Source organism: Mammaliicoccus sp. H-M34 (assembly GCF_022386495.1).
GTDB lineage: Bacteria > Bacillota > Bacilli > Staphylococcales > Staphylococcaceae > Mammaliicoccus > Mammaliicoccus fleurettii.
Window position 1 is genome coordinate 392,351 of sequence record NZ_JAJNIK010000002.1, and the last position, 23,641, is coordinate 415,991.

Below are 23,641 nucleotides of genomic sequence, written 5' to 3' on the forward strand. Positions count from 1 at the left end.
CCTTACTCGAAAATTAATTCAATGGCATTTTGTATAGCTTGTTGTTCTCTTTCATCGTCTATTTTATCGATAATTGCGCGTTTTATTGCACGTCTAACTGGTATAACTGTAGTTAAATCTGCAAGGTCGATTAGTGCTCTTATACTTGCTGATTCTTCAGAAATTTGACCTTGACTAGACATAATGCGTAAATCTTTATTAAATTGAATAATGGAATCAATTATTTCATCATCCTTTAATTTACTCTGTTCTTTTATAATCATTTTTAAGGTTTCGCCATCAATATAATCTATATCTAAGACAACGAATCTATTTTTTAATGCTTCGTTCATCGGTAGCGTACCAATATAGCCAACATTGATTGCTGCGACTACAGAAAATCCTTCTTTAGCTTGGACAACTTCACCAGTAAATGGGTTTGTTAAAGCTCTTCTAAAGTCTAATACACCATTCAAAATTGGTAATGTTTCAGGTTTTGCCATGTTTATTTCATCAATATATAAAATGTCACCATTTTTCATAGCTTTAATAACTGGGCCATCTATAAAGACAATTTCTTGATGACCGTGTTCATTTGTTTCTATAGTTTTAAAACCTAACAAACTTTCAGCGTCTAAATCTACTGAACAGTTTACAGAATGCATAGGTTTATTTAAATCTCTTGCAAGAGTTTCAGCTAATTTTGTCTTTCCTGATCCAGTTGGTCCTTTTAGAAGGATATTTTTATTAAGTTGAATCATTGATAATGCATCATTGTATATTGTTTCATCGTTATTTAAATATTTATTAAAATTTGTCATAATGTTCTCCTTTAATCTACTATAAGTAAACCTAAAAAGAGAAAAGTTCTATAATTACTATAGAGCTTTTCTCTAGTTTAATATTTTAAAAATTATACTTCTTTAAAGTATGTTTTATAATAACCACCAACATGACCAGAATTATCAATAATTTGATAATACTCTTCTGTTTCATTTACTACGTCGTATGTTTTTCCTGTAGTTAACATATCAGAAACTTTGAACTTTTCTGCATCAGTATGTGTAACTTCTACTCTCTTTATAACGTGATTATCTTTCCAAGTTTCATGTAACATATTTTAAACGCTCCTTTAATTCACTGTATCAAATGTAATTGTAATAATAATACCTGTTAAATCTCGTACAAATAATGAAATTAAACCTGCTTCATGTTGAATGATGTGATGTTCAATTTCGATTTCTTTAACGTGATTCACTATTTTTTCAAAATGATCTATATCATCTATAGAGACTGCAACTCTTTCAATAGGTGGATTTAAAGATTCAATAGCATTTGGATAATCTATTAAATGTAGTTCCCCACCATTTCCACCTGCACCTACTTTAAAGACTAAAGCTGACTCATCATCTATTGTCTTGTATTCTGCAAATAATTGCAAATCAAAAATATTTTTTAAAAGTGAGCCAGTAGCTTGTGTTTCAGGTGATTTAATCATAACTGGACCAATCCCTTGAATTTGATGAATTGGACTTATAGGACCATCATCGTATGCAGTACCAAGTGGTACACCCGCATTTAGTTCGTCTGAGATAATATGGAAAGCATGTCCATTATTATCATAAAACTTAAATAAGTGTTTACCATTGAGTTGTTGAACAGATTCATATTTAACTTCATGTTTATCAAACTGTTGCTTATATTCGTACAAAGCTAAATCAGTCGGCACTCGTAAAGCAATACTATGAAAATGAGTATCTATTTTTTCTTGGTCACCTTGGTATTGTTTAAAAATAAGTCTTGTACCTGGCGCAAGATTTGCATCTCCAACATGTAAAATATTTGTTTCATTGTTGATTAAAGTATTAAGCCCTAAAATATTTTTATAGAATGATTCTGTTTCGTTTAAATTATAAGTCGATAAAGTCACACTTCTAAGTCCATTCATGAATATCTCTCTCCCATTTATGAAGTCTAGTAAATTATACCAAATATATTGAAACAATGACAAATCAATCAAATTATAATTACGATACAATTTGTAAATTCTGATTGAGCCGAGTAATTAATTACTTACCAATCTTATACATCGGACGACACTTTAGAATAGTACTTATACTTTTTAATTGATAAAATCGCAAGATTTAATAAAAATGTTTATTGGTAATGATTTTGTGAAGTGCGGACGCCTGAGGGAATAGTATGCGTGAGAGACTACAGGCTCGAACCATACCCTCTGGCAAATGCACGTACAAAATCACAATATTTTATAAAAAATAAGCATATCACTGTAAACTTTAAAAATCAGTTAAGTGATATGCTTATTTGTTTTGAGCTAGGGTTTATGCCCCAACCTTATTTATAATTAGCTTTCTAATAATAAATCTTCTGGATTTTCGATTAAGTCTTTGATTGTTTTTAGGAAACCAACTGCTTGTTTACCATCGATAATTCTATGGTCATAACTTAAAGCGATATACATCATTGGTCTATTTTCCATGCGTTCTTTATCGATAGCAACTGGTCTTGTTACGATTGAATGCATGCCAAGAATTGCAGCTTGAGTACCATTGATGATTGGTGTAGACATTAATGAACCAAATACTCCACCATTTGTAATAGTAAATGATCCGCCCATCATATCATCTAATCCTAATTTTTTGTCTTTAGCTTTAACTGCTAAGTCTACAATGTCTTGCTCGATTTCTGCGAAGTTTTTCTTGTCACAATTTTTTACGATTGGAACAACTAATCCTTCTTCAGTAGAAACAGCAACACCAATATCATAGAATTGTTTTAAGATTAAATCAGTACCATCAATTTCAGCATTTACATCTGGATATTTTTTCAATGCAGCTACTGATGCTTTAGTGAAGAATGACATAAAGCCTAAACGAGTACCATTATGATCTTCTTGGAATTTTTCTTTTTTACGTTTACGTAATTCCATAACGTTAGTCATATCTACTTCATTAAATGTTGTTAACATAGCTGTATTATTAGATACTTCTAATAACTTTTTAGCAATTGTTTGACGTCTGCGTGATAATTTTTCACGTACAACAGGTTTAGAAGGATTGTCATTTGATTTAGCTTGTGCAGGTTGACTTTTCTCAGCTTGTTTAGGTTGAGCAGGTTTTGATGCGTTTTCAACATCTTCTGGTCTAATTACATCTCCAGCTTGTGTTTTAACTTTACTTAAATCAATACCTTTTTCACGTGCTAATTTACGTGCTGAAGGAGTTGCTTGAACTCTATCATTTGATGACACAGTTTCTTCTTCTTTAACTTCTTGTTTGTTAGATGGTGCTACTGTTTTAGCAGCATCTTCTTTAGGTGGTTCTTCCTGTTTTTCAGTTTCTTTAGAATCATTAGATGCAGGTTGTGCTTCTCCATCTGAAACGACTGCAATTACAGATCCAACTTCAACAGTTTCGCCTTCTTCAGCTTTTATTTCAGAAAGTACTCCTGCAACTTCTGAAATGACTTCTACGTTTACTTTGTCAGTTTCAAGTTCAACAATGTTTTCACCTTTTTCAACTTGGTCACCAACTGATTTAAGCCACTCTGCAATTGTTCCTTCTGTAATTGATTCTGCTAATTCTGGTACTTTTACCTCTGACATTATTCTTTTCCCCCTAATTATGTTTTAAAGCTTCTTCGATTACTTTGCTTTGTAGAATTTTATAAATTTCGCCATCGCCTTCTGCAGTTGAAGAACGAACTTTACGTCCATGATATTCAAGTTCTACTTTACGATTTTCTAGAATACTTTGTAGTTTTAAGCTTACAAATGACCAAGCGCCTTGGTTCTTCGCTTCTTCTTGAACCCATCTAACAGTTTCTAGATTTCTAAATTCTGATAGAACATTTGTTATCTCTTCTTTCGGGAAAGGATAAAGTTGTTCTAAAGCAATTAAACAAAGTTCATCGTTAGGATTTTTTTGCAATTCTGTTTTTAAGTCAATAAACATTTTACCTGATGAGATTATAACTTTTTTAACTTTAGTTTTTTTGTAAGGTTCTACTAAAATAGGCTCAAATTGTCCTTTAGTAAATTCTTCAATTGGTCTCGAAACAATTTTATTACGTAACAAGCTCTTAGGTGACATTAAAACTAATGGTCTCATTTTGTCAGTATTTAAATATTTAGCGTGTCTTCTTAATAAATGATAATAGTTTGAAGCACTCGTTAAGTTAGCAATTGTCATGTTGTTCTCACCAGCTAGTTGTAAGAATCTTTCTAATCTTGCTGATGAGTGCTCAGGTCCTTGTCCTTCATTACTATGTGGCAAGAATAGAGCTAAACCACTCTTCTCACCCCACTTAGCATTACTATTAGCCATAAAGTTATCGAAAATCATTTGTGCCATATTTGCAAAGTCTCCGTATTGAGCTTCCCAAATATTAAATGATTGTGGATGATCTACGTTATAACCATATTCGAAACCTACGACTGCTGCTTCTGATAATGGAGAGTTGTGGATATCAAATGATGCTTGACCGTTTGGCACGTGATGAAGTGGTATAAATAATTTACCGTCATTTTCATCATGTAACACAGCATGTCTTTGAGCAAATGTACCACGTTCAGAGTCTTGACCCGTTAAACGAATTGGTGTTCCATTTTGTAAAATTGTTGCAAACGCTAATTGTTCAGCATGTGCCCAATCTACTAGTCCATCTTTTTCGAAAGGTTCACGACGTCTATCTAATACTTTATTTAATTTTTTGAACACTGTGAAATCTTCTGGATAATCAAACATAGCTTCATTGATAGCTTTTAATTCTTCAAAAGTAGCATTTTGAAGTTTATAGTCTTGACCTTCACTGATTTTGTCAGGTAAAGTCATTTCCGGATTATCCATTTGTGCATCTTTATCTATTTTATCGTGTGCAGTTCTTAGTCTCTTAGAAACATCATCAAATATTTGATTCATTTCATCTTCAGAAATGATACCATCTTCGACAAGTTTTCTTCCGTATAACAACTCAATAGAAGGATGTTCTTTAATTGCTTTATACATCATTGGATTTGTGATGGATGGCTCATCCATTTCATTATGGCCATATCTTCTGTATCCAACTAAGTCGATTACAAAATCTTTGTTGAATTTTTCTCTGAAGTCCATAGCCATTTCAATAGCTTTAACAGTTGCTTCAACATCATCAGCATTTACATGGATAATCGGTAAATCATAACCTTTAGCCACATCAGTAGAATAAGTAGTTGAACGACCATCTGTTGCTTCAGTCGTAAAACCAATTCTATTATTAGTGATAATGTGCAATGAACCACCTGTTGTATATCCATCTAAATTACTTAAGTTCATTGATTCGAAATTAATACCTTGACCAGGGAAAGCAGCATCACCATGTATTAATACAGCTAGTGATTTATTTACATCTTGACTAGGTCTACCAGCATCGATTGTAGTATCTTGGTTTGCTCTAGCTTTACCAAGTACAACTGGAGAAACGATTTCAAGATGACTTGGGTTGTTTGCTAACGTAATAGATTGTTCTATTCCGTACTTGCTTGTTGTTTTAGTACCACCAAGGTGATACTTAACATCCCCAGTCCAACCAGCAGTAATTTCTAATGAACCATCTTTAGGTAAGAAGATTAAAGGATTTTTATGCATAAATTCAGAAATCATCATTTCATATGGTTTCTCTAACACATGTGTTAATACATTTAATCTACCTCTATGAGCCATACCAATTTGGATATTTGGTATGTTTGCAGCATTTGTACGTTTTAAAACACGTTGTAACATAGGTACTAATGTGTCCACGCCTTCAATAGAAAAGCGTTTTGCACCTACGAAATTTTTATGGATATATTTTTCAAAGCCTTCTACTTCGGCTAAGCTTTTTAATAATTCAAGTTTTTCTTCTTTAGTAATTTCAATAGTTTTAGTTGATTCTATATATCTTTTTAGCCATACACGTTCTTCATTATTATTGATATGTGTATATTCAAAAGCTATAGGACCTTGGTAACATGAAGTCATATATTCAATTGCTTCATATGCATTATTAAATTCACCATCAAAATGATCTGATACGATTACAGATGGAAGTTTTTCAAGCGTTTCTTTTGATAGTCCAAAGTCTTGATGTGTTAATTTAGGTACGTTTTTTCTTTCTGGACGGTATACTGGATAAATATCGGCAGTTAAATGTCCATACTGTCTGATATTATCAATTAAACGCATTACACGTTTCACACTTGAGTTGTCCACCCCAGTACTTGATTTTAGGCCAGCGCCTGTGTTGTTACTAGTTAATTCATCGAATAACACTTGCAAGTCTTCTGGTACTGACTCTGGATCATTAACGTAATTATCATACATTTCTAACATTAACCCTAAGTTAGTTCCAAATCTTACAGGTGCTTCGACATGATTATCATTCTTCATGTTCCACCCTCCAAGAAAATTATAAACCGTTTACATTTCCATTTTAGCACTTAACAGTATTGAGTTAAAGGCTAATTTGACATTAAACACACTTATTTATTTATAAAAGATTCTTTAAATACAACTGAGATTTTAGTGTATTCATTTACGACACTATCTACTTTCACAGTACCATCATAAAAATTGACTAATTTCTTAGCAATTGATAGTCCTAAGCCATTCCCACCTTCTTTTCGTGAACGTGATTTATCAACTCGATAAAACCGATCAAATATAAAATCTAGGTCCTTTTTAGGTATACCCATTCCGTGGTCAATTATATCAATTGTGATATTTCTATTTTTAAGATTTGTGTTAATCTCGATGTTTTTATTTTTTGTGTCATATTTCATAGCGTTATCTATAAATATCAATAACATCTGCTCAAAATGAAATCGATTAATATTCATCCTAATTGCATTGAAATTTGACTCAAAGTTAAATGTATAGTCTGGATGTAATGTTTTTAATGATTTAATTCTTGAGCGAATTTCATAATTTATATCTACAATATCTATTTCATCACCCGTACTAGAACGGGCATCTTTTGATAATAAAAGTAATTCTTCTACTAGTTTTGTAATACGCGTCATTTCTTCAATTGAAATATCTAAAGACTCTTCTAATACTTCAGGATTATTCTTACCCCATCTTTGAATAAGATTTAAATGTCCTTGAATAATTTGAAGTGGTGTTCTCAATTCATGAGATGCATCTTCAACAAATTGCTTTTGCTGATTAAAAGAAACTTCAAGTTGTTCCATCATATTGTTAAAAGTATGAATCATATCATCAGTTTCTTCGTAGTTAGTTGGAACTTCTAGTTTTTCTTGGAAGCCATCACGACGTATTTGCTTCATTTTATCGGATAAAATCGTGATTGGTTTAGTGATTTGTGTCGAGAATATATAACTAATAATCGCAATTAACAATAAAGCAATAAATCCAAATATTGTAGCCAAAATAATCATGAATTTAATAATAGCATTGTAATTATCGAGTGGATGAATTATAGCTTCATAGCCACTGAAATAGCTTGTGTTTACTGGCGTATAAATGACAATATAAGATCTATTATCTTTGCTCGTTTCATAAAGTTTATGGTGGCTTACTTTTTCGAATTTCGGTGTATAGTCTAAATTGTTATTATGTGTTTCTTCGAAAATAGGTTTGCCAAATTTATCGTAAAGTACTATTTTTTGATTATCAGTAATTGTAGCGTTTATATCATTTGAAGTTATTTGACCTAATGTTTTAGTCTTCAATAAATTAACTGTGTCATATGCACTTCTTGTAGCTACACTAGTTTCTTGATCTTTTAAATATAAGCTTATGAAATAAATAATGAACATACTAAATAAAGCGAATATTATAAAGGTTATTGTCGTGGTGAGCATCATCCATTTTGTTTTTAATGATTGCTGTTTCATGATCTAATCACATATCCCACTCCTCTAACCGTTTCGATGATGTTTTCTTTTTTGTACGGTTTAAGTTTATTTCGTAAATAACGAATATACACATCCACGACATTCGTTTCAACTTCAGATTCATAACCCCAAACGTGATTTAATATTTGTTCTCTCTGTAGAACGAAATTTTGATTTTGAGCAAGTAATAATAATAATTCGTATTCAGTTTTTGTTAAATCCACATTTTCACCTTGAATTGAAACTGAAAATGCATTTTTATCAATTGTTAAATCATTTACTGTTATTGTGTGACTCACATTTTCTGTAGTTACATTTCTTCTAATAATCACACGAATTCTTGCTAATAATTCTTCTATATCAAAAGGTTTAACAATATAGTCATCCGCTCCATAATCAAGCCCGATAACTTTATCGTAAGTGTCACCTTTTGCCGTAATCATAATAATAGGTGTTTCTTTTTCACGACGAACACGTCTGCATACTTCTAATCCATTCATTTTTGGCAACATGAGATCAAGAAGAATACAATTATAATCTTCAGATAAAGCTTGCTTAAGACCACTTTCTCCATCATTACATATTTCTACTTCATAATCTTCATGCTTAAGTTCTAATTCGATAAATCTAGCTAAATTTTGTTCATCTTCTATGATGAGTATTTTTTTCATAACTGCACCTCGTAATAATTTATAAAAATTTTTCTATTTAATTGACAATCATTCTCAATTGAGTATAATAGTAATTGAAAATGATTATCAATCAACTAAAAGAGTTCCCCCTCTATTTAGAAGGTAACATTTTCATGTTTAATAAGTTCATTATATATGAGCAGAACTATTTTATCATTTAAAATAGTATAAATTTCAAATAACTAATTGACATTCATTCTCATTTAGTTATAATAGTAATTGAAAATGATTATCAATCAACTAAAAGAGTTCCCCCTCTAAGTATGGATTGAACATTTTCTATAACCCCCTTTTATGCCCATAAAAGTAAAACACCCAAGTGATTCTGTCCAAATCACTTGGGTGTTTTTTTCTTATGTGGTTCAATTTTCAAGCCTAATTTATAACTTAGCTCTTAACATGCTTTGAGTTAATAGAATACAAATAACGCCACCAATTATACCTGCAATGATGTCAGTTGGATAATGTACGCCTAAATATACACGAGATGAAGAAATCATTGCTATACATACGAGGCACAATCCGATTAAATATGGTTTCATTGTTTTGTTGGATATTCTATATAGAACATAAATCAATGATCCAAAAAAGGCGGTAGATCCCATGGCATGTCCGCTTGGAAAGCTAAATCCAGAAATATCTATAAGTCTCAATAAAGTTGGTCTTTCTCTATCGAATATATTTTTAAGAAGTGGATTTAAAGTACCTGATAATATCATTGTAATTGCAAAAAATAATGTCTCTATGTTATATTTTTTTAATTTCAAGTAGCAAATTACTATCAATGATAGAGCTATCATTGCCCAAACTTCTCCTAATTTTGTAAAACCAAGCATAATAGAAGTTGTGATAAAACTTTCTGTTGAATATATAAAATTATAAACTTCATTATCAATCCACTTACCTAGTCTTGATTCATGAAAGAAAGCAATAACACCAAAAATCAAACTGAAAATAAGTATTAATAATGTACGATTAGCTTGGCTCATTCGATATCCCCCTTACTTTAAGTCTTCTTCTATTTTATTAAATAATGTTTCTTTAGTATAACTTTCTTTGAAATGAGACATTTTGTCAATAATGTCATCTCTTTCGTTTTCTAATTTGTCTAATTGCCTTACTAAATTTGATTGATTAACATCTTTTTCTTGTAATACATTAGCATAGCCTTTTTTCTCGAAAATTTTAGCATTATCAATTTGGTCACCTCGAGATTGATCTAATCCAAGGGGTATTAATAATATTGGTAATTTTAAAGTTGCGAATTCATAAATTGCATTTGCTCCTGCTCTACTAATAACAGTATCTGTAATAGCATAAAAGTGCATCAGTTCATTGGAAACAAATTCATATTGAACATAATTTTCATTTTTGATTGTTTCATCAAGATGACCTTTACCTGTTAAATGTATAATTTGATATTTTTTAGTTAAATATTCAAGATTTTCTCTAATTGCTTTATTAAGTGCTTTTGAACCTAAACTACCACCCATAATTAAGAGAACGGGAAGTTTCGAATCAAATCCAGTTAATTTATAGCCTTCTTCTGTAGAGCCGTCTCTTAAATCTTCTCTAATAATGGCACCGATATAATCAGATTTATCAGTAGGGACGTATTTTAATGTTTCTTCAAATGTTGTATACATTCTTGTTGCAAATTTCATAGCAATTTTATTAGCCAAGCCTGGTGTAACATCAGATTCATGAATAATTGTTGGTATTTTCAATGATTTTGCAGCCATAATAACTGGTACACTTACGAAACCACCTTTTGAAAAAACGAGATCAGGTTTTTCTTTCTTTAAAACCTTTCGAGCATCTAATACACCTTTCATAACTTTAAAGATATCTTTTAAATTTTCGAAAGATAAATATCTTCGAAGTTTACCGCTTGATATAGCGATATATTTAGTGTCTTTTGCAGAATTCGTAATCATTTCTCTTTCAATACCATTTTTGGAACCTATATAGATCGTTTCAATGTTACGTTTTTTTGCTTCAGGTATAAGTGCTAAGTTTACAGCTACATGTCCAATCGTACCGCCACCGGTAAAAGCTATTTTCTTCATTATTTATTTCTCCTCATTTTCTATCAATTTATAATAAGCATAAAATGGTGCATTTTTATCAAATGGAAATTCATCTGTTTCATACTCACCCATTTTTTTAAAATCAAATTTATGAAACAATTTTTGTGCTCTTTTATTTAGTGAAAAAGTGTCTGTTAACACGATTGATAGCTCATTTTGTGAAGCATAATCAAGAGCGAATTGCATCATTATTTGTGCAATTCCTTTATACTCTGGATTCGTTGCCATCCTGTGTATAACAAGTGCATTTTCAGTACTTACTGGCCAATCAAATTGTTGATACCATTCTGCTTGTACTTGATTAATGCAAATGTAACCTACTATTTCATCATTCACTTCATGTAAATAAAGATGCCCTTTATCAATATCGTCATAGAAATCTTTTTCTATAGGATATCGATGATCCCATTGTGGATTTTGATCAGCTAACATAATAGATTTAGCCATCTCTGTAAGTTTATTTATGTGAAGTATATCTGCTCGTGTTGCTTTTCTCATTTTTACTTACCTCCATCTACTTATGAATGTATTGAATAGCTTCATCTAATTGTTTATCTTCACTACGTATTTTTTTACGTAATAATTCTATGAATTTCTTAGTAGTGTCGTCTGTAAAGATACCATTTGATTCTAATTTATGATCATTTTGGAATGCTTTTACGTTACTCTCTAGTTCATTATCGAATTTTCCATTTTCATTGCTAATATTATACCCTAATGCTTCCAAACCAATCTTAATTGATTTAATCTCTTTTGAATTATCATTTTTTTGATAAGTTTTACTTGGATCGATGATTTCTATCTCTTCATATTTTGGTGCAGAGATTTTTTTATCAGGTTTAATCCCTTTTTTATGGATATATGATTTATTAGGTGTTAACCATCTCATGTTCGTATATTTAAGTATACTTGAATCGTTAAATTCTTTATGGACTTGTCCAATCCCTTTACCAAAAGTTGTAGTGCCTAGGACGTCTGCAATTTTGTAATCTTGTAAAGCTCCTGCGAATATTTCTGCAGCGCTTGCGGATCCTTTATTAACTAATACAGAGTAATCCATATCGTCAATTCCTGACATTTTTTTATTTTCAGTTTCCACTGCTTGAGGTTTGTCACCTTTAGTTTCTAAATAAATAACTGGTTTACCTTTATCTACAAATAAATTAACACTTGTAACAACTTCATCTAATAACCCACCTGGATTATTTCTTAAATCTAGTACAACGTGTTTTACGTTATCTTTTTTAGCTTGTTTTAGGGCTGATTTTAATTCTTTAGTTGTTTTATTTTGGAACTTAGAAATGGCAATTACGCCAGTATCTTTCTTCTTAGTATAGTCAACACTAGTAACATGAATTTTATCTCGCTTAATATCTACATCAAAAGGTTCTTTTCCTTCTCTTTTAATAGTTAATGTGACAGTTGAGCCTTTTTTACCACGTACTTTTTCAACAATTTCATTTAATGATTTATTTTTGATAGATTTATGATCAACTTTTGTAACGATATCAAGTGGTTGTATACCTGCTTTTTCTGCAGGTGAACCTTTCATTGGACTTGTAATTCTTACAAAACCTTTATGTACTTCCATTTCTGCTCCTATACCAACAAAATCACCTGAGATTTCTTCGTTGTAAGATGTCGTTTCTTTAGCAGATATGTATTCACTATAAGGATCATCAAGCGATTTAATCATACCGTCGATGGCACCTTGTGTTAATTTATCATCATCAACGTCTTTATAATAGTCTTCATCGATTTGTTCATATGCTTCTTCAATTTTATTAAGACTTTTTTGCTTGTCATTACCAAAATTTAATCCGAATTTATAAGAGGCGAATGTCACTACAGATGTTAATAGTACAGTAACAAATAATATAATTAGTAATTTATATAGTGGCATTGTAATTTCTTGCTTTTGCTTATTTTTAAATGGTTTCATTTACTCACAACTTTCTTGTCAAATATAATTTATTTTAACAGTTAATTCATACAAAGAAAAACACTTTGGTGCACTCGACACCAAAGTGTTAAACATTTAAAATTTCAACCATTCTTCATATGAATCAAATAAATCATCGAAAACACTCATTGGCTGAGTAAACATAGCTTCTGTTTCTAAATAGTCAGAAAGTGTATGATAATCATTTGTAAACTTTGGGAATGATAAATCTTGGAAAATTAAATCAGCTAATTTTCCGATTTCACTATTTTCATTACGTTTCGTTAGAGCATATTGATAGAATGAATATTGTTTCATTTATTTCATTTTCACATCAATAGCTTTAGTTTCACCTTTAACTAAACTTTCTAATGATTCAATGTTAATATTTTCTGCATCATCAGTATTTGTAATGATAACAGGACTAATAACAGATTTAACTTTAGCTTCGATCGTTTCGATGTCAAATTTCAACAATTCATCACCTTTACTTACTACGTCGCCAGTGTTTACAAGTGCTTCGAAACCTTCTCCACCTAATTGTACAGTTTCTAGACCAACGTGTATGAGAACTTCTAAACCATTAGAAGCTTTAATACCTACTGCATGATTTGAAGGTTTAAATACATTAACAATTTCGCCGTCGAAAGGTGCTACTACAACACCTTCTGAAGGTTTAATACCAAAACCTTCACCCATCATTTTTTGAGCAAAAACAGGATCTGGAATGTCTTCAATAGCTACATATTCTCCAGTGATTGGTGCATATACTTCAACATTTGTATCTTTAGATTTGTTACCGCCAAATAATTTTTTAAACATAAGTATCTTCTCCTCTAGTTATTAAAATGATTTACTAATTCTCCATACCCTAATTCTTCTAACTTATCGTATGGTATAAATTGTACAGCAGCTGAATTAATACAATATCTTAAACCACCTGTTTCTTTTGGACCATCATTAAAGACATGCCCTAAATGGCTATCAGAATCTTCAGAGCGTACTTCAGTTCTTATCATACCATGAGTTTTATCTACAAGTTCTATAACTTCTTGATCATCTAATGCTTTTGAGAAACTTGGCCAACCGCAATCAGATTCAAATTTCTCTTCTGACGTAAATAAAGGTTTACCTGATAATTTATCAATATAAATACCTTTATCAAAGTGGTTCCAATATTCATTTTGAAAAGGTGGTTCAGTTCCATTTTGTTGTGTAACTAAAAATTCCATTTCATTTAATTCATCTTTATTTTTTTTTAGCATTTTAACGCCCCCAATATTTTTCTATAAATGCTTTACGTCCAGAACCTTGTTGATATCCTTGGTAATGTGCAGGATTTTTTAAATAATAATCTTGATGGTGCTCTTCCGCCGGATAAAAATTCTTATAAGGTTTAACTGGTGTAATGACGGGTTTATCAAAAATTTGTTGCTCATTTAATTGTTTGATTTTATTTATTGCAGTTTCTTTTTGATCTTCATCATGATAGAAAATAACTGGTTCGTAGCTTTCTCCTCTATCGAAAAACTGACCTCTATTATCAGTTGGATCAAATGTTTTAAAGTATATATTAAGAATAGATTCAAAATCTGTGTCTTCTTCATCATATTCAATTTGAACTGCTTCTACATGTCCAGTTTGATTAGTACAAACTTCTTCATAAGTAGGATTCTCAGTGTGTCCCCCACTATAACCAGAAGTAACTTCTATAATGCCAGGAAATTCATTGAATGGTTTCACTAAACACCAAAAACATCCCCCAGCTAATGTTGCATATGCCATAGTTGTACCTCCTTTGATGATTAATTACTTTAGCTTAATATCAAAATACCATTTTTTTGCTGAAATATCTAATGTTTGAATTTGTATAGATTCAACGTTATCAATATCTAATTGATCTAAAGAGAGATAGACAGACTCATCTTTAGGATTTACTTGAATATATGGTGGAAGGTCGCTATGTTTTTTTATTTGTGATAGTACAAATGGGTTTGAAATGTTCAGTTTACCTATATCAATAGCTTTTATTTCAAATTTTATAGTTTCATTATTTAACTTTACTGGTTTTGTTTTAAGGGTGATATCAATATCTTTTCCCAATATTTTAGTACTTGTATCAAATGACAAAGATTTTGTTGTGATTTTCGATTGAATATTATACTTTTTAATTGAAGCATTCATTAATGATTCTAGTTCAGAATTACTAAAAGAAATCGTGAAATCTTTGTCGATTTTTTCAGGATTATTATTTGGATGGTTACTATCATCTGATATAGATACGAATATATATACCGTGGCTGTAAGTATTAATATAATAAGAATAACAAAAGCAAAAAACCATGCCCGATGATTCATCCAATTTTTATTTTCCATAAAAGAACACGCCTATAGCGCCTTCACCTGTATGTGTTGAAACGACAGGTGTTGTTACTGCAGTATCAAACTTTTGAATATTTTTCTTTTCTTTAATTGATTTCATAAGTTTATTCACTAGTTGTTCTGCATTTGCATCTGCAATACCTATTTTAATGATTTCTTTCTTTTCTAAAAATACATCAAGTTCTTTCATAAGGTATTTAATGACAGCATTTTGAGTTCTAGCATTATGCATCATTTCTATTTTTCCGTTAATCACTTCACCAATTGGTTTAATATTCATAAGTGAACCAATAAGCCCTTTAGCTTTCCCAATTCTGCCACCTTTAATTAGGTTGTCAATATTACCTATAACAACAAATAATCTTAAATTATTTTTAATAACTTCAAGTTGTTCAACAATTTCTTCAATATTTTTTCCTTCATTAATCATTTTAACTACTTCTTCAATTTGGAAACCATAAGCTAAAGAAATGAATTTACTATCAATAACTGTAACTTTGCTATCAGTCATTTGTGCTGCTTGTTGTGCTGCACTGAATGTTCCAGATAACTCTGAAGTCATATGAATACTAATAATGTCCGAACCATCTTTACCTAATTCATCATATGTCTCTACTATTTTACCAATTGCAGGTTGACTCGTTTTCGGTAGTTTTTTAGCTTCTCTCATTTTTTCAAGGAATTCTGTTGAACTCATTTCAGTTTGATCTTCATAAGTAACGCCATCGATAAGTATATTTAATGGCACAACTGTTATATTGTTTTCCTTAAGATAATCTGCTGATAAGTCAGTTGTTGAATCAACAACGATTTTAATTTTTGACATAATGATTCTCCTTTAATGATTGAACAGTATTACTAATTTCCCCTTGGACATATTGGCTGACTTCTTGCATTGTTTTGTCTTCAAAGATTGAAGGATCAATCGGGTCTAAAATACGCACGTAAACATCTCCGGGAACGATTTTCTTTGAGTCTTGTGCTTCCATTATATTAGATGTTCCATATATTGCGATTGGCACGATTTTAACTTTTGCAGATTTCGCCAATTTAAATGATCCTGCTTTAAATTCTTGCATTTCTCCACCTTTACTTCGACTTCCTTCTGGAAAAATTAGCAGTGAATGTTGTTCTTTTAATTTATTTATACCATCTTTAATCATTTGTAAACTTGCTCTTCTATTTGAGCGATCTAAATATATACAATTCATCTCTTCCATCCATGGTTTTAAAAATGGAATATTTTCTACTTCTTTTTTTGAAATAAAACCAAATGGTTGTGGTAAATGATTAATTAATACTGGAATATCAAAGTTTCCTTCGTGATTTGAAATATATAACACGGGTTCGTCTAGTGAATTTGTGTTACCAGTAATATGAGTTTGAACGCCTGCTGATTCCAAAATTCTTGTTGCCCATTTTCTGGCATATAAATAAACCATTTCATCTTGAGTTTGTATATCATCAACTAGCACTTTTTTCTTCTTAACTTTATTTAACTGTGAAGTAACTAGCGCTGCATATCCAATGATATAGCCAAATGTTTTAGCTGTTCTTAACATACTATTATTTCCTTTCCAAATGCATATATGTGTGAGGTAATGTGTTTTTTTCATCTAGTGTACCTGCTTCAGATGATATAACTGTCCAATCTTTAAATTCGTATGGTGGGAAAAAGGCATCACCTTGGAATTTATCTTCAATAACAGTTATATACATATCGTCGACGCGATCCATCATTTGCTCGTATAGACCTTGTCCTCCAAATATAAATATATGTCCATCTAAATGATCAATTTCATCTAAAGAATGAATGACATCTACGCCTTCATGTTCAAAAGATCGATTTGAAGTTAATACGACATTTCTTCTATTTGGTAGTGGTCTACCCAATGATTCAAATGTTTTTCTTCCCATCACAATAGTATTACCCGTTGTTAATGCCTTTACTCTTTTTAAATCATTTGGTAAATGCCAAGGCATTTTATTATCTAAACCTATTACTCTGTTTTGATCATGACATACTATAATTGATTTCATTGTATTTACTCCTTCTTAAACTGCAATTGGTGCTTTAATACTTGGATGTGATTGATAATCTACAATTTCTAAATCTTCATATTCAATATCGAATAATGACTTATCAGTATCAATTTTAAGTTTAGGTGCAGAATATGAATCTCTAGAAAGTTGTTCTTCAATTGCTTCGATATGATTTTTATAGATGTGAGCATCTCCAAAAGTATGAACAAACTCCCCTACTTCTAGGTTACATTCTTTAGCAATTAAATGTGTTAATAAACTATAACTAGCGATATTGAATGGTACTCCTAAAAAGATATCCGCACTTCTTTGATATAACTGACAGCTTAATTTTCCATCTTTAACATAAAATTGGAATAACGTGTGACATGGTGGTAAAGCCATTGTATCAATTTCAGTTGGATTCCATGCAGAAATAATATGTCTACGAGAATTTGGATTTTGCTTAATATTTTCAATTAATGTCTTAAGTTGATCAAAGCGTTGACCATCTTGATCTTTCCAATCTCTCCATTGTTTACCGTAAACGTTACCTAAGTCACCATATTTTTGCATAAAATCATCGTCGTTAAGTATTTTATTTTTAAAAATAGCTAATTGTTCTTTATATTGATCGTTAAACTTGTCATCAACTAAAGCACGACGACCAAAATCATTCATATCAGGGCCATTATATTCTTCACTTTCAATCCATTTTTTAAAAGCCCATTCATTCCAAATGTTATTTTTATATTGTAATAAGTATCTTATATTAGTATCACCTTTAATAAACCATAAAAGTTCGGTAGCGATTAATTTAAAAGATACCTTCTTAGTTGTTAATAGAGGGAATCCTTCAGACAAGTCAAATCTCATTTGGTGGCCAAATATAGAAATAGTACCCGTACCAGTTCTATCGTCTTTACTTTTACCTTCGTTTAATACTTTGTTACATAAATCATGATACGCTTTATCAAAGTTATTCATTTGAGCACCTCTTTTTCTTTATTCTTCCTTATCTATATTAACGAAAAACATTATATTTTACTACTGATATAATAGAAAATGATATCGATAAAAGATAGAATCTTTCACTAAAATTATGTATAATAGAATTAAATTAACGAAGAGATCACAATTCAAAGGAGGCTATTTCAATGAATGAAATATTCGCTGTTATAGGGTTTTTCTTATTATTAAGCTATATGATTAGTATGTGCATTACTGAATAGTACTTAAAAGGGGCAAAAGAACTTGGGACTTAAATCCCTTTCTTAACTAAAATCACCCAATCCGTTAGACTTATTTTCGGATTGGGTGATTTTTTATTTTGATTTTGTACTTAGTCCATAATGTGTTTTAGAACTTTTTCGTAAACATTGTGTGACTTTTAATTTTTTAAAGATATGACTTTTATAATGTGCCTTTACTATTAAATATTTATAATCTTCAATAGGTTTTATATTTTGAATTACATCTGTCATTCGAGACAATTCACCCATTCTATCGTTTTCGACTAACGTTTGTTCAAACATGTGATCTAAATAAAGTACATCTACTAATTTAGTATTTTGCTTAACCCAATTGTTGTAATCATCATTTATAAAATGAATGCGTTCAAATTCTTCTGGTTCTAGATAATTTTTCATGCCTTCTGAAATAACGAAATATATAAGAGGATTTTGCTCTATTGCATATATATTTGCTTGCTTAAAAGTCTTCAATGTCATATAACTATCTCTTCCAAACCCCATTGTTCCATCTATGAAATTAAAAGTTGATAAATTACTTGTTATATCATTCAGCATTTCTATAAGTATAGGTTGTTTATTTTGTTTCAACATGTGTAATTTAACTTTTACAGTATCTAAATGAAAATAAATTGGAGTTTCAGGTGAAAAATATAATTTTGGCCCATTACTTTCAAATACAATGACCGGTGTAGTATCATTTTGAAATAATTGCTTAATTGTTAGTTTATTTCGTTTGATAGTTTTAACTTCATTCACAAATTCTAATTTAGATAATATAGCAAATGCATCTTCTACTTGATTGTAGAGAGATGCATTAACTTTAACTGCAGTTGTTAATCTTACGTTAGTCACAGTATTCATCAAAAGCGTCTTTAATATCCATGCAAATCTCTTGGATATCTCTTCCTTCAATATGTTCACGTGGCATAAAGTATTTAAGCTCTTTACCTTTAAATAAAGCCATAGATGGACTTGATGGAACTTGGGCAATATATGCTCTCATCGTTTCTGTTGCTTCTTTATCTTGACCAGCAAATACAGTAGCTGTTCTAGCAGGTTTCTTATCGTTTTGCTGAGCTACTGTGACAGCTGCTGGACGAGCTAAACCTGCCGCACAACCACATACTGAGTTAACTACAATAAACGTTGTTTCATTTTGATCTACATTATCCATAAAATCTTTAACTGCATCAGGTGTTTCTAAACTTTCGAAACCTTGTTCAGTTAATTCTGTTCTCATCGGTTGAGCTAATTCTTTCATATATTGTTCGTATGCATTCATAATATTATTCCTCTCTCTTTCTATTCGCCATTTGTTTCCACACAGATCCTAAAGCAGCTTCACCATTTTCAATTCTTTCAATTGCCATTTGAACTTGTAGTTTAACGTCAAATGCTGGATCATCTTGTCTGTTTTTTAAAGCTTCTAAAGCTGTTTCATCGCCTTCATCAAAAATAAACATAGCTGCACGCCATCTTACAATTTTTTGAGGATCTTCAAGTGCTTCAATCATAACGGGTAAAGCTTCTTTATAACCTAAGTCACTTAAACAATCTCCAGCAGTTCTTCTTACAGAAACAACCTTATCTTTCATACCTTTATATAGATAAGGTAATGTTTCTTTTTGCTCTATCATTCCTAATAAGACGATCGCCATTCTTCGTACTTGAGGTTTCTCATCATGTAATGCTACTTCCAATAATGGATAATCCTCTTCAGTAGGAGTTGGAAAATCGTTTAACATTCTTAATTTTACTTTCCAATCTTGCTCTTGTTCAAAAGTTTCTTTATCAACATGAACAAATTGTTTTTCAGGAATTGTAATATCACTTGTTAAAGCTTCTTCAACTAGCTCATCTAAAATTGCTTTAGGATATAATGCTAGTAATTCTTCTTGAACTGTTTCAAGAACTTCTTCAACTTCACCATAACGAACGCCTAAATCTTCCCATTTTCTCAAAAATACAACATTATCAGTGTCTTTAGTAGCTTTCAACATACTATCGATATAAATCTCTGGTAATTGTTTTCTCTTTTCTTCTTCTTGAGTTGTTAATTTAATTTGGTAAGGAATACCTTTAAACTTTAAGACTTCTGCTTTTACTTCACCAAAATGTTCATTTACTTGATTGTTATTTGAGTCTGAATCCTGATCTGATCCAGATATAGCAGTTGTTACATCTTTTAGTAAAGTATCCCAATTTTCTTTAGGACGTTTATCCACGGCAATAAAATCCATTACATGGAATACAGATTTAATCCCTTCTAAATTTAATATACGGTTAATGAATTCAGGATTATGATCATTAACTTCTGTATATGTGTTTGAAGTTCTGTCTTCCTTTTTAAATGATAAAACGATTTTCATAGTGTTAGGACTTGGTGTTGGTTCAACTCTAACAATTTCCATAATATCCTCCTTATTGCAATTTGTTGCCTAGTTGTTTAATTCGTATACCTACAGAACATTCAGATATACAATATTGATGTGCTTGGTGTTTTCCTTGAGTTTCTCTATAATGCGTTTTAAGTAAACACCCTTTGCAGTATGTTTCCATTAATTGATCTATTTGTTTGATTGCTACTTTTTCTTCTTGAGCTAAAATAAGTGTCACTCCCTTACTAGACCGTTATTATACCATTCATAATACGAATTGTTTACGATAAAGCTTATTGATTTTTATAACTTTGAGCCGTATAATAAATAAGTTCGATTATCGCGGTTTCTAAACACCCGCAATATCAAAATTTAGGAGGAACAAAGTTATGTATAATGAATTAATAGGAATCGGTACATTCTTCATCACATTTATATTGATGTTAGTCCTATACCGTTTCTTTGGAAAAACTGGCCTGTTTGTTTGGGTTGCTATAGGTACTATTATAGCAAATATACAGGTTATTAAAACAGTAGAACTATTTTCAGTTAGTGCAACACTTGGAAATGTAATGTTCGCATCAATTTATCTTGCAACAGACATATTAAATGATATATATGGTAGAAAACAAGCTAAAAAAGCAGTTTGGCTTGGATTTTCATCAGTTATCGTCATGGTTATTTTACTTCAATGTTCGCTAACATTCATACCAGCTCAAGATGATGTTTCACAAAAAGCGCTGGAAACAATTTTTAATATTGTACCTAGAATTGCATTAGGTTCAATAATCGCTTATGTTATTGGACAACATTTAGATGTACTTTTATTTAATTTAATTAAGAATAAGTTCTCATCAGATAAAACATTCTATATAAGAGCATATGGTAGTACTATTGTCAGTTCTATAATTGATACAGCGATATTTGTGTTAATTGCATTTTATGGCAACCTACCAAATAATGTAGTATTTGAAATCTTTATCACAACATATTTCTTAAAACTACTTACAACAATATCAAATGTACCATTCGGTTACATTGCAAAGTCATTGTATAGAAAAGGCAAAATTAATGAATAAAACAGATAAGTATTATAACTTTTAATACTGAAAAAATCTCCCAATCCTTAAAATTATTTTAGGAATGGGAGATTTTTTTAACACATTATATATTATTAATTTTCTTCTTTTTTATCTTTACGACGACCAAATAATAATAATGCGCCAACACTTGCAAATAAAGTACCGAATAAAGTTGTGTTTTCAATTGGTTGTTCACCAGTATTAGGTAGAACTTCTGTTTTTGAAACATTTTCATTATTCATTTCTTTATTTTTAGTGATTTTATTTTGTTCATTGCTTATTGAAGTGTCTTTTAAGGCACTTTCTAGTTTATTATTAGACAATTTGTTTTGATTATGAGGTTCTATAAGTTCATGAGATTTAATTGTTTGAATAGAATCTTTATTTTCTGTCTTTCTAGAATTTGACATGTCATGTCCATTTTCTTTTGAATTAACAATTATTTTAACATTTATTATTTCTGTAGAACCATCTGGATAAGTAACTTTAACAGGAATAGTTTGCTTAGTACCTGAAATTACATTTCCTGGAGGTGTAACTGATAACGCACCAGTTTTAGAATTTATTTTTATATCCCACTTACTTGGTACTGTTGCTCCAGGTATTTCGAATTTAGTGTTTTTAGGCAGTTTTCCATCACCAATTTGTGGAATGGTAATACTTTTATCAGGTGAAATATTTATCGGATTATCACCATAACCAGGCTTGTTTTTATCTGCATCTTTAACTTTGTTATTAATCATATCAGTAGGATTTGATTGTAACTTAAGTTTAGAATCATCTGAAGCAATCGGTGATTCTGCTTTACCCGTTACTTTCGCTGTATATTTGTTTTCAGGTAATGGTGCTGTTGGTATAATTTCAGCAATACCTTGATCATTAGCGATGCCTTCTCCAACCTTGTTACCATCTTTATCGAAAATTTCTACTTTATAGCCTGGTTTAGATATTACTATAATTGGATCTTTTGTACTATCTTTACCAGTTAAGTCTGTTTGAGTATCAGGTTTAGTTGATTGTGTTGTATCTCTAGACTTAGTTGGTTTTGAAGTATCAGAAGAGTTCGGCGTTTCCGCATTATCTGTCGCTTTCGCTGTGATATTACCTTCAGGTAATGGTTTTGTCGGTGTAATTACAGCAATACCTTGATCATTAGCAACACCTTCACCAATTTTATTGCCGTCTTTATCGAATAATTCTACTTTAGTTCCTGGATCAGCTTTTACAATAATTGGATCTTTTGTGCCAGCTTTACCAGTTAAATCTGTTTGAATCACTGGTTTAGTTGGCGGTGTTGTATCTTTCGATTTGACAGGTTCAGAAGCGTCAGACGTATTCGGTATTTCTGCATTATCCGTCGCTTTCGCTATGATATTACCTTCAGGTAATGGTTTTGTCGGTTTGATTTCAGCAACGCCTTGATCATTAGCGACACCCTCTCCAATCTTATTGCCATCTTTATCGAATAACTCGACAGTTGAACCTGGATCAGCTTTTACAACAATTGGATCTTTCGTACCACCTTTATCAGTTAAGTCTGTTTGAATGACAGGCTTAGTTGGCGGTGTTGTATCTTTCGATTTGACTGGTTCAGATGCGTCAGACGTATTCGGCGTTTCTGCATTATCCGTCGCTTTCGCTATGATATTACCTTCAGGTAATGGTTTTGTCGGTGTAATTTCAGCGATACCTTGATCATTTGCGACACCCTCACCAATTTTATTGCCATCTTTATCGAATAATTCTACTTTAGAACCTGGATCAGCTTTTACAACAATTGGATCTTTTGTACCACCTTTATCAGTTAAGTCTGTTTGAATGACAGGCTTAGTTGGTGGTGTTGTATCTTTCGATTTGACTGGTTCAGATGCGTCAGACGTATTCGGCGTTTCTGCATTATCCGTCGCTTTCGCTATGATATTACCTT

General features: G+C 31.1%; 26 protein-coding genes. 1 reads left to right on the forward strand and 25 read right to left on the reverse strand.

The features are described 5' to 3' along the window. Positions 1-2 precede the first annotated feature (2 nt). From LQ608_RS04095 to LQ608_RS04210, 24 genes are all read right to left on the reverse strand, one after another. Positions 3-800, reverse strand: coding sequence for an ATP-binding protein (locus tag LQ608_RS04095; protein WP_078358148.1), 798 nt, complete (start codon positions 798-800; stop codon positions 3-5). A gap of 92 nt (positions 801-892) precedes the next feature. Beyond that, positions 893-1,096: a DUF6501 family protein gene (locus LQ608_RS04100; RefSeq protein ID WP_078358149.1), complete on the reverse strand. Its 204-nt coding sequence runs from the start codon at positions 1,094-1,096 to the stop codon at positions 893-895. A gap of 15 nt (positions 1,097-1,111) precedes the next feature. Next, positions 1,112-1,927, reverse strand: coding sequence for a VOC family protein (locus LQ608_RS04105; protein WP_239749906.1), 816 nt, complete (start codon positions 1,925-1,927; stop codon positions 1,112-1,114). Positions 1,928-2,344: 417 nt separating this feature from the next. Next, positions 2,345-3,604 carry a 2-oxoglutarate dehydrogenase complex dihydrolipoyllysine-residue succinyltransferase gene (gene odhB / locus LQ608_RS04110; RefSeq protein ID WP_239749907.1) on the reverse strand — a complete coding sequence of 420 codons (1,260 nt, stop codon included), beginning with the start codon at positions 3,602-3,604 and terminating at the stop codon, positions 2,345-2,347. 13 nt (positions 3,605-3,617) lie between these two features. After that, entirely contained in the window at positions 3,618-6,404 is a 2,787-nt protein-coding gene (locus LQ608_RS04115) for a 2-oxoglutarate dehydrogenase E1 component (protein ID WP_239749909.1), read from the reverse strand. Between the two features lie 92 nt (positions 6,405-6,496). After that, a complete protein-coding gene (locus LQ608_RS04120; RefSeq protein WP_239749910.1) occupies positions 6,497-7,873 on the reverse strand; it encodes a HAMP domain-containing sensor histidine kinase in 1,377 nt (458 codons plus the stop codon). Then, complete coding sequence (locus tag LQ608_RS04125; RefSeq protein WP_078358156.1) at positions 7,870-8,544, reverse strand: response regulator transcription factor; 675 nt, start codon at positions 8,542-8,544, stop codon at positions 7,870-7,872. The genes LQ608_RS04120 and LQ608_RS04125 overlap by 4 nt, the downstream gene beginning before the upstream one ends. A 401-nt stretch (positions 8,545-8,945) precedes the next feature. Next, the gene (locus LQ608_RS04130; RefSeq protein ID WP_115337459.1) at positions 8,946-9,554 is read right to left on the reverse strand and encodes a phosphatase PAP2 family protein; all 609 of its coding nucleotides are present in this window, start codon (positions 9,552-9,554) and stop codon (positions 8,946-8,948) included. 12 nt (positions 9,555-9,566) lie between these two features. Beyond that, positions 9,567-10,634, reverse strand: coding sequence for an undecaprenyldiphospho-muramoylpentapeptide beta-N-acetylglucosaminyltransferase (locus tag LQ608_RS04135; RefSeq protein ID WP_239749912.1), 1,068 nt, complete (start codon positions 10,632-10,634; stop codon positions 9,567-9,569). A gap of 3 nt (positions 10,635-10,637) precedes the next feature. Then, positions 10,638-11,153 (reverse strand): GNAT family N-acetyltransferase, encoded by a 516-nt coding sequence (locus tag LQ608_RS04140; protein ID WP_239749913.1) that lies wholly within the window; start codon positions 11,151-11,153, stop codon positions 10,638-10,640. 16 nt (positions 11,154-11,169) lie between these two features. Next, positions 11,170-12,597, reverse strand: a complete 1,428-nt coding sequence (locus LQ608_RS04145; protein ID WP_239749914.1) for a S41 family peptidase — start codon at positions 12,595-12,597, stop codon at positions 11,170-11,172. Between the two features lie 96 nt (positions 12,598-12,693). After that, a complete protein-coding gene (locus LQ608_RS04150; protein ID WP_078358163.1) occupies positions 12,694-12,915 on the reverse strand; it encodes a YozE family protein in 222 nt (73 codons plus the stop codon). Next, on the reverse strand, positions 12,916-13,419 hold the full coding sequence (locus tag LQ608_RS04155; RefSeq protein WP_078358165.1) for a PTS sugar transporter subunit IIA: 504 nt from the start codon (positions 13,417-13,419) through the stop codon (positions 12,916-12,918). Between the two features lie 14 nt (positions 13,420-13,433). Beyond that, a complete protein-coding gene (gene msrB / locus LQ608_RS04160) occupies positions 13,434-13,862 on the reverse strand; it encodes a peptide-methionine (R)-S-oxide reductase MsrB (protein ID WP_107509851.1) in 429 nt (142 codons plus the stop codon). Position 13,863: 1 nt separating this feature from the next. Then, positions 13,864-14,382 (reverse strand): peptide-methionine (S)-S-oxide reductase MsrA, encoded by a 519-nt coding sequence (gene msrA / locus LQ608_RS04165; RefSeq protein WP_239749915.1) that lies wholly within the window; start codon positions 14,380-14,382, stop codon positions 13,864-13,866. A 24-nt stretch (positions 14,383-14,406) separates the two neighbouring features. Further along, positions 14,407-14,955, reverse strand: coding sequence for a DUF2140 family protein (locus LQ608_RS04170; protein ID WP_239733482.1), 549 nt, complete (start codon positions 14,953-14,955; stop codon positions 14,407-14,409). A 7-nt stretch (positions 14,956-14,962) separates the two neighbouring features. Beyond that, complete coding sequence (locus tag LQ608_RS04175; protein ID WP_078358169.1) at positions 14,963-15,805, reverse strand: DegV family protein; 843 nt, start codon at positions 15,803-15,805, stop codon at positions 14,963-14,965. Further along, entirely contained in the window at positions 15,792-16,541 is a 750-nt protein-coding gene (locus LQ608_RS04180; protein WP_239749916.1) for a lysophospholipid acyltransferase family protein, read from the reverse strand. Before LQ608_RS04180 ends, LQ608_RS04175 begins: the two co-directional genes overlap by 14 nt. A 4-nt stretch (positions 16,542-16,545) precedes the next feature. Beyond that, the gene (locus LQ608_RS04185; RefSeq protein ID WP_078358172.1) at positions 16,546-17,019 is read right to left on the reverse strand and encodes a dihydrofolate reductase; all 474 of its coding nucleotides are present in this window, start codon (positions 17,017-17,019) and stop codon (positions 16,546-16,548) included. Positions 17,020-17,034: 15 nt separating this feature from the next. Further along, positions 17,035-17,988, reverse strand: coding sequence for a thymidylate synthase (locus LQ608_RS04190; protein ID WP_239749917.1), 954 nt, complete (start codon positions 17,986-17,988; stop codon positions 17,035-17,037). A 338-nt stretch (positions 17,989-18,326) separates the two neighbouring features. Further along, complete coding sequence (locus tag LQ608_RS04195; RefSeq protein ID WP_239749918.1) at positions 18,327-19,115, reverse strand: class I SAM-dependent methyltransferase; 789 nt, start codon at positions 19,113-19,115, stop codon at positions 18,327-18,329. After that, the gene (locus LQ608_RS04200; protein ID WP_239720832.1) at positions 19,099-19,536 is read right to left on the reverse strand and encodes a BrxA/BrxB family bacilliredoxin; all 438 of its coding nucleotides are present in this window, start codon (positions 19,534-19,536) and stop codon (positions 19,099-19,101) included. The genes LQ608_RS04195 and LQ608_RS04200 overlap by 17 nt, the downstream gene beginning before the upstream one ends. 4 nt (positions 19,537-19,540) lie before the next feature. Beyond that, the gene (locus LQ608_RS04205; protein WP_239749919.1) at positions 19,541-20,665 is read right to left on the reverse strand and encodes a conserved virulence factor C family protein; all 1,125 of its coding nucleotides are present in this window, start codon (positions 20,663-20,665) and stop codon (positions 19,541-19,543) included. A gap of 10 nt (positions 20,666-20,675) precedes the next feature. Further along, positions 20,676-20,870 carry a zinc-finger domain-containing protein gene (locus LQ608_RS04210; protein WP_239710238.1) on the reverse strand — a complete coding sequence of 65 codons (195 nt, stop codon included), beginning with the start codon at positions 20,868-20,870 and terminating at the stop codon, positions 20,676-20,678. Between the two features lie 151 nt (positions 20,871-21,021). On the opposite strand from LQ608_RS04210, the gene LQ608_RS04215 reads away from it, so the two are divergent. Then, complete coding sequence (locus LQ608_RS04215) at positions 21,022-21,711, forward strand: queuosine precursor transporter (protein ID WP_239749920.1); 690 nt, start codon at positions 21,022-21,024, stop codon at positions 21,709-21,711. A gap of 95 nt (positions 21,712-21,806) precedes the next feature. On the opposite strand, the gene LQ608_RS04220 is transcribed toward LQ608_RS04215, so the two are convergent. Then, on the reverse strand, positions 21,807-23,641 hold a 1,835-nt coding region (locus LQ608_RS04220), incomplete at its 5' end, for a Rib/alpha-like domain-containing protein (protein WP_239749921.1).

Coding starts and splice junctions, on each gene's coding strand:
- LQ608_RS04095 (WP_078358148.1), bottom strand. CDS start 800: ATGACAAATTTTAATAAATATTTAAATAACGATGAAACAATATACAAT.
- LQ608_RS04100 (WP_078358149.1), bottom strand. CDS start 1,096: ATGTTACATGAAACTTGGAAAGATAATCACGTTATAAAGAGAGTAGAA.
- LQ608_RS04105 (WP_239749906.1), bottom strand. CDS start 1,927: ATGAATGGACTTAGAAGTGTGACTTTATCGACTTATAATTTAAACGAA.
- odhB (WP_239749907.1), bottom strand. CDS start 3,604: ATGTCAGAGGTAAAAGTACCAGAATTAGCAGAATCAATTACAGAAGGA.
- LQ608_RS04115 (WP_239749909.1), bottom strand. CDS start 6,404: ATGAAGAATGATAATCATGTCGAAGCACCTGTAAGATTTGGAACTAAC.
- LQ608_RS04120 (WP_239749910.1), bottom strand. CDS start 7,873: ATGAAACAGCAATCATTAAAAACAAAATGGATGATGCTCACCACGACA.
- LQ608_RS04125 (WP_078358156.1), bottom strand. CDS start 8,544: ATGAAAAAAATACTCATCATAGAAGATGAACAAAATTTAGCTAGATTT.
- LQ608_RS04130 (WP_115337459.1), bottom strand. CDS start 9,554: ATGAGCCAAGCTAATCGTACATTATTAATACTTATTTTCAGTTTGATT.
- LQ608_RS04135 (WP_239749912.1), bottom strand. CDS start 10,634: ATGAAGAAAATAGCTTTTACCGGTGGCGGTACGATTGGACATGTAGCT.
- LQ608_RS04140 (WP_239749913.1), bottom strand. CDS start 11,153: ATGAGAAAAGCAACACGAGCAGATATACTTCACATAAATAAACTTACA.
- LQ608_RS04145 (WP_239749914.1), bottom strand. CDS start 12,597: ATGAAACCATTTAAAAATAAGCAAAAGCAAGAAATTACAATGCCACTA.
- LQ608_RS04150 (WP_078358163.1), bottom strand. CDS start 12,915: ATGAAACAATATTCATTCTATCAATATGCTCTAACGAAACGTAATGAA.
- LQ608_RS04155 (WP_078358165.1), bottom strand. CDS start 13,419: ATGTTTAAAAAATTATTTGGCGGTAACAAATCTAAAGATACAAATGTT.
- msrB (WP_107509851.1), bottom strand. CDS start 13,862: ATGCTAAAAAAAAATAAAGATGAATTAAATGAAATGGAATTTTTAGTT.
- msrA (WP_239749915.1), bottom strand. CDS start 14,382: ATGGCATATGCAACATTAGCTGGGGGATGTTTTTGGTGTTTAGTGAAA.
- LQ608_RS04170 (WP_239733482.1), bottom strand. CDS start 14,955: ATGAATCATCGGGCATGGTTTTTTGCTTTTGTTATTCTTATTATATTA.
- LQ608_RS04175 (WP_078358169.1), bottom strand. CDS start 15,805: ATGTCAAAAATTAAAATCGTTGTTGATTCAACAACTGACTTATCAGCA.
- LQ608_RS04180 (WP_239749916.1), bottom strand. CDS start 16,541: ATGTTAAGAACAGCTAAAACATTTGGCTATATCATTGGATATGCAGCG.
- LQ608_RS04185 (WP_078358172.1), bottom strand. CDS start 17,019: ATGAAATCAATTATAGTATGTCATGATCAAAACAGAGTAATAGGTTTA.
- LQ608_RS04190 (WP_239749917.1), bottom strand. CDS start 17,988: ATGAATAACTTTGATAAAGCGTATCATGATTTATGTAACAAAGTATTA.
- LQ608_RS04195 (WP_239749918.1), bottom strand. CDS start 19,115: ATGAATACTGTGACTAACGTAAGATTAACAACTGCAGTTAAAGTTAAT.
- LQ608_RS04200 (WP_239720832.1), bottom strand. CDS start 19,536: ATGAATGCATACGAACAATATATGAAAGAATTAGCTCAACCGATGAGA.
- LQ608_RS04205 (WP_239749919.1), bottom strand. CDS start 20,665: ATGGAAATTGTTAGAGTTGAACCAACACCAAGTCCTAACACTATGAAA.
- LQ608_RS04215 (WP_239749920.1), top strand. CDS start 21,022: ATGTATAATGAATTAATAGGAATCGGTACATTCTTCATCACATTTATA.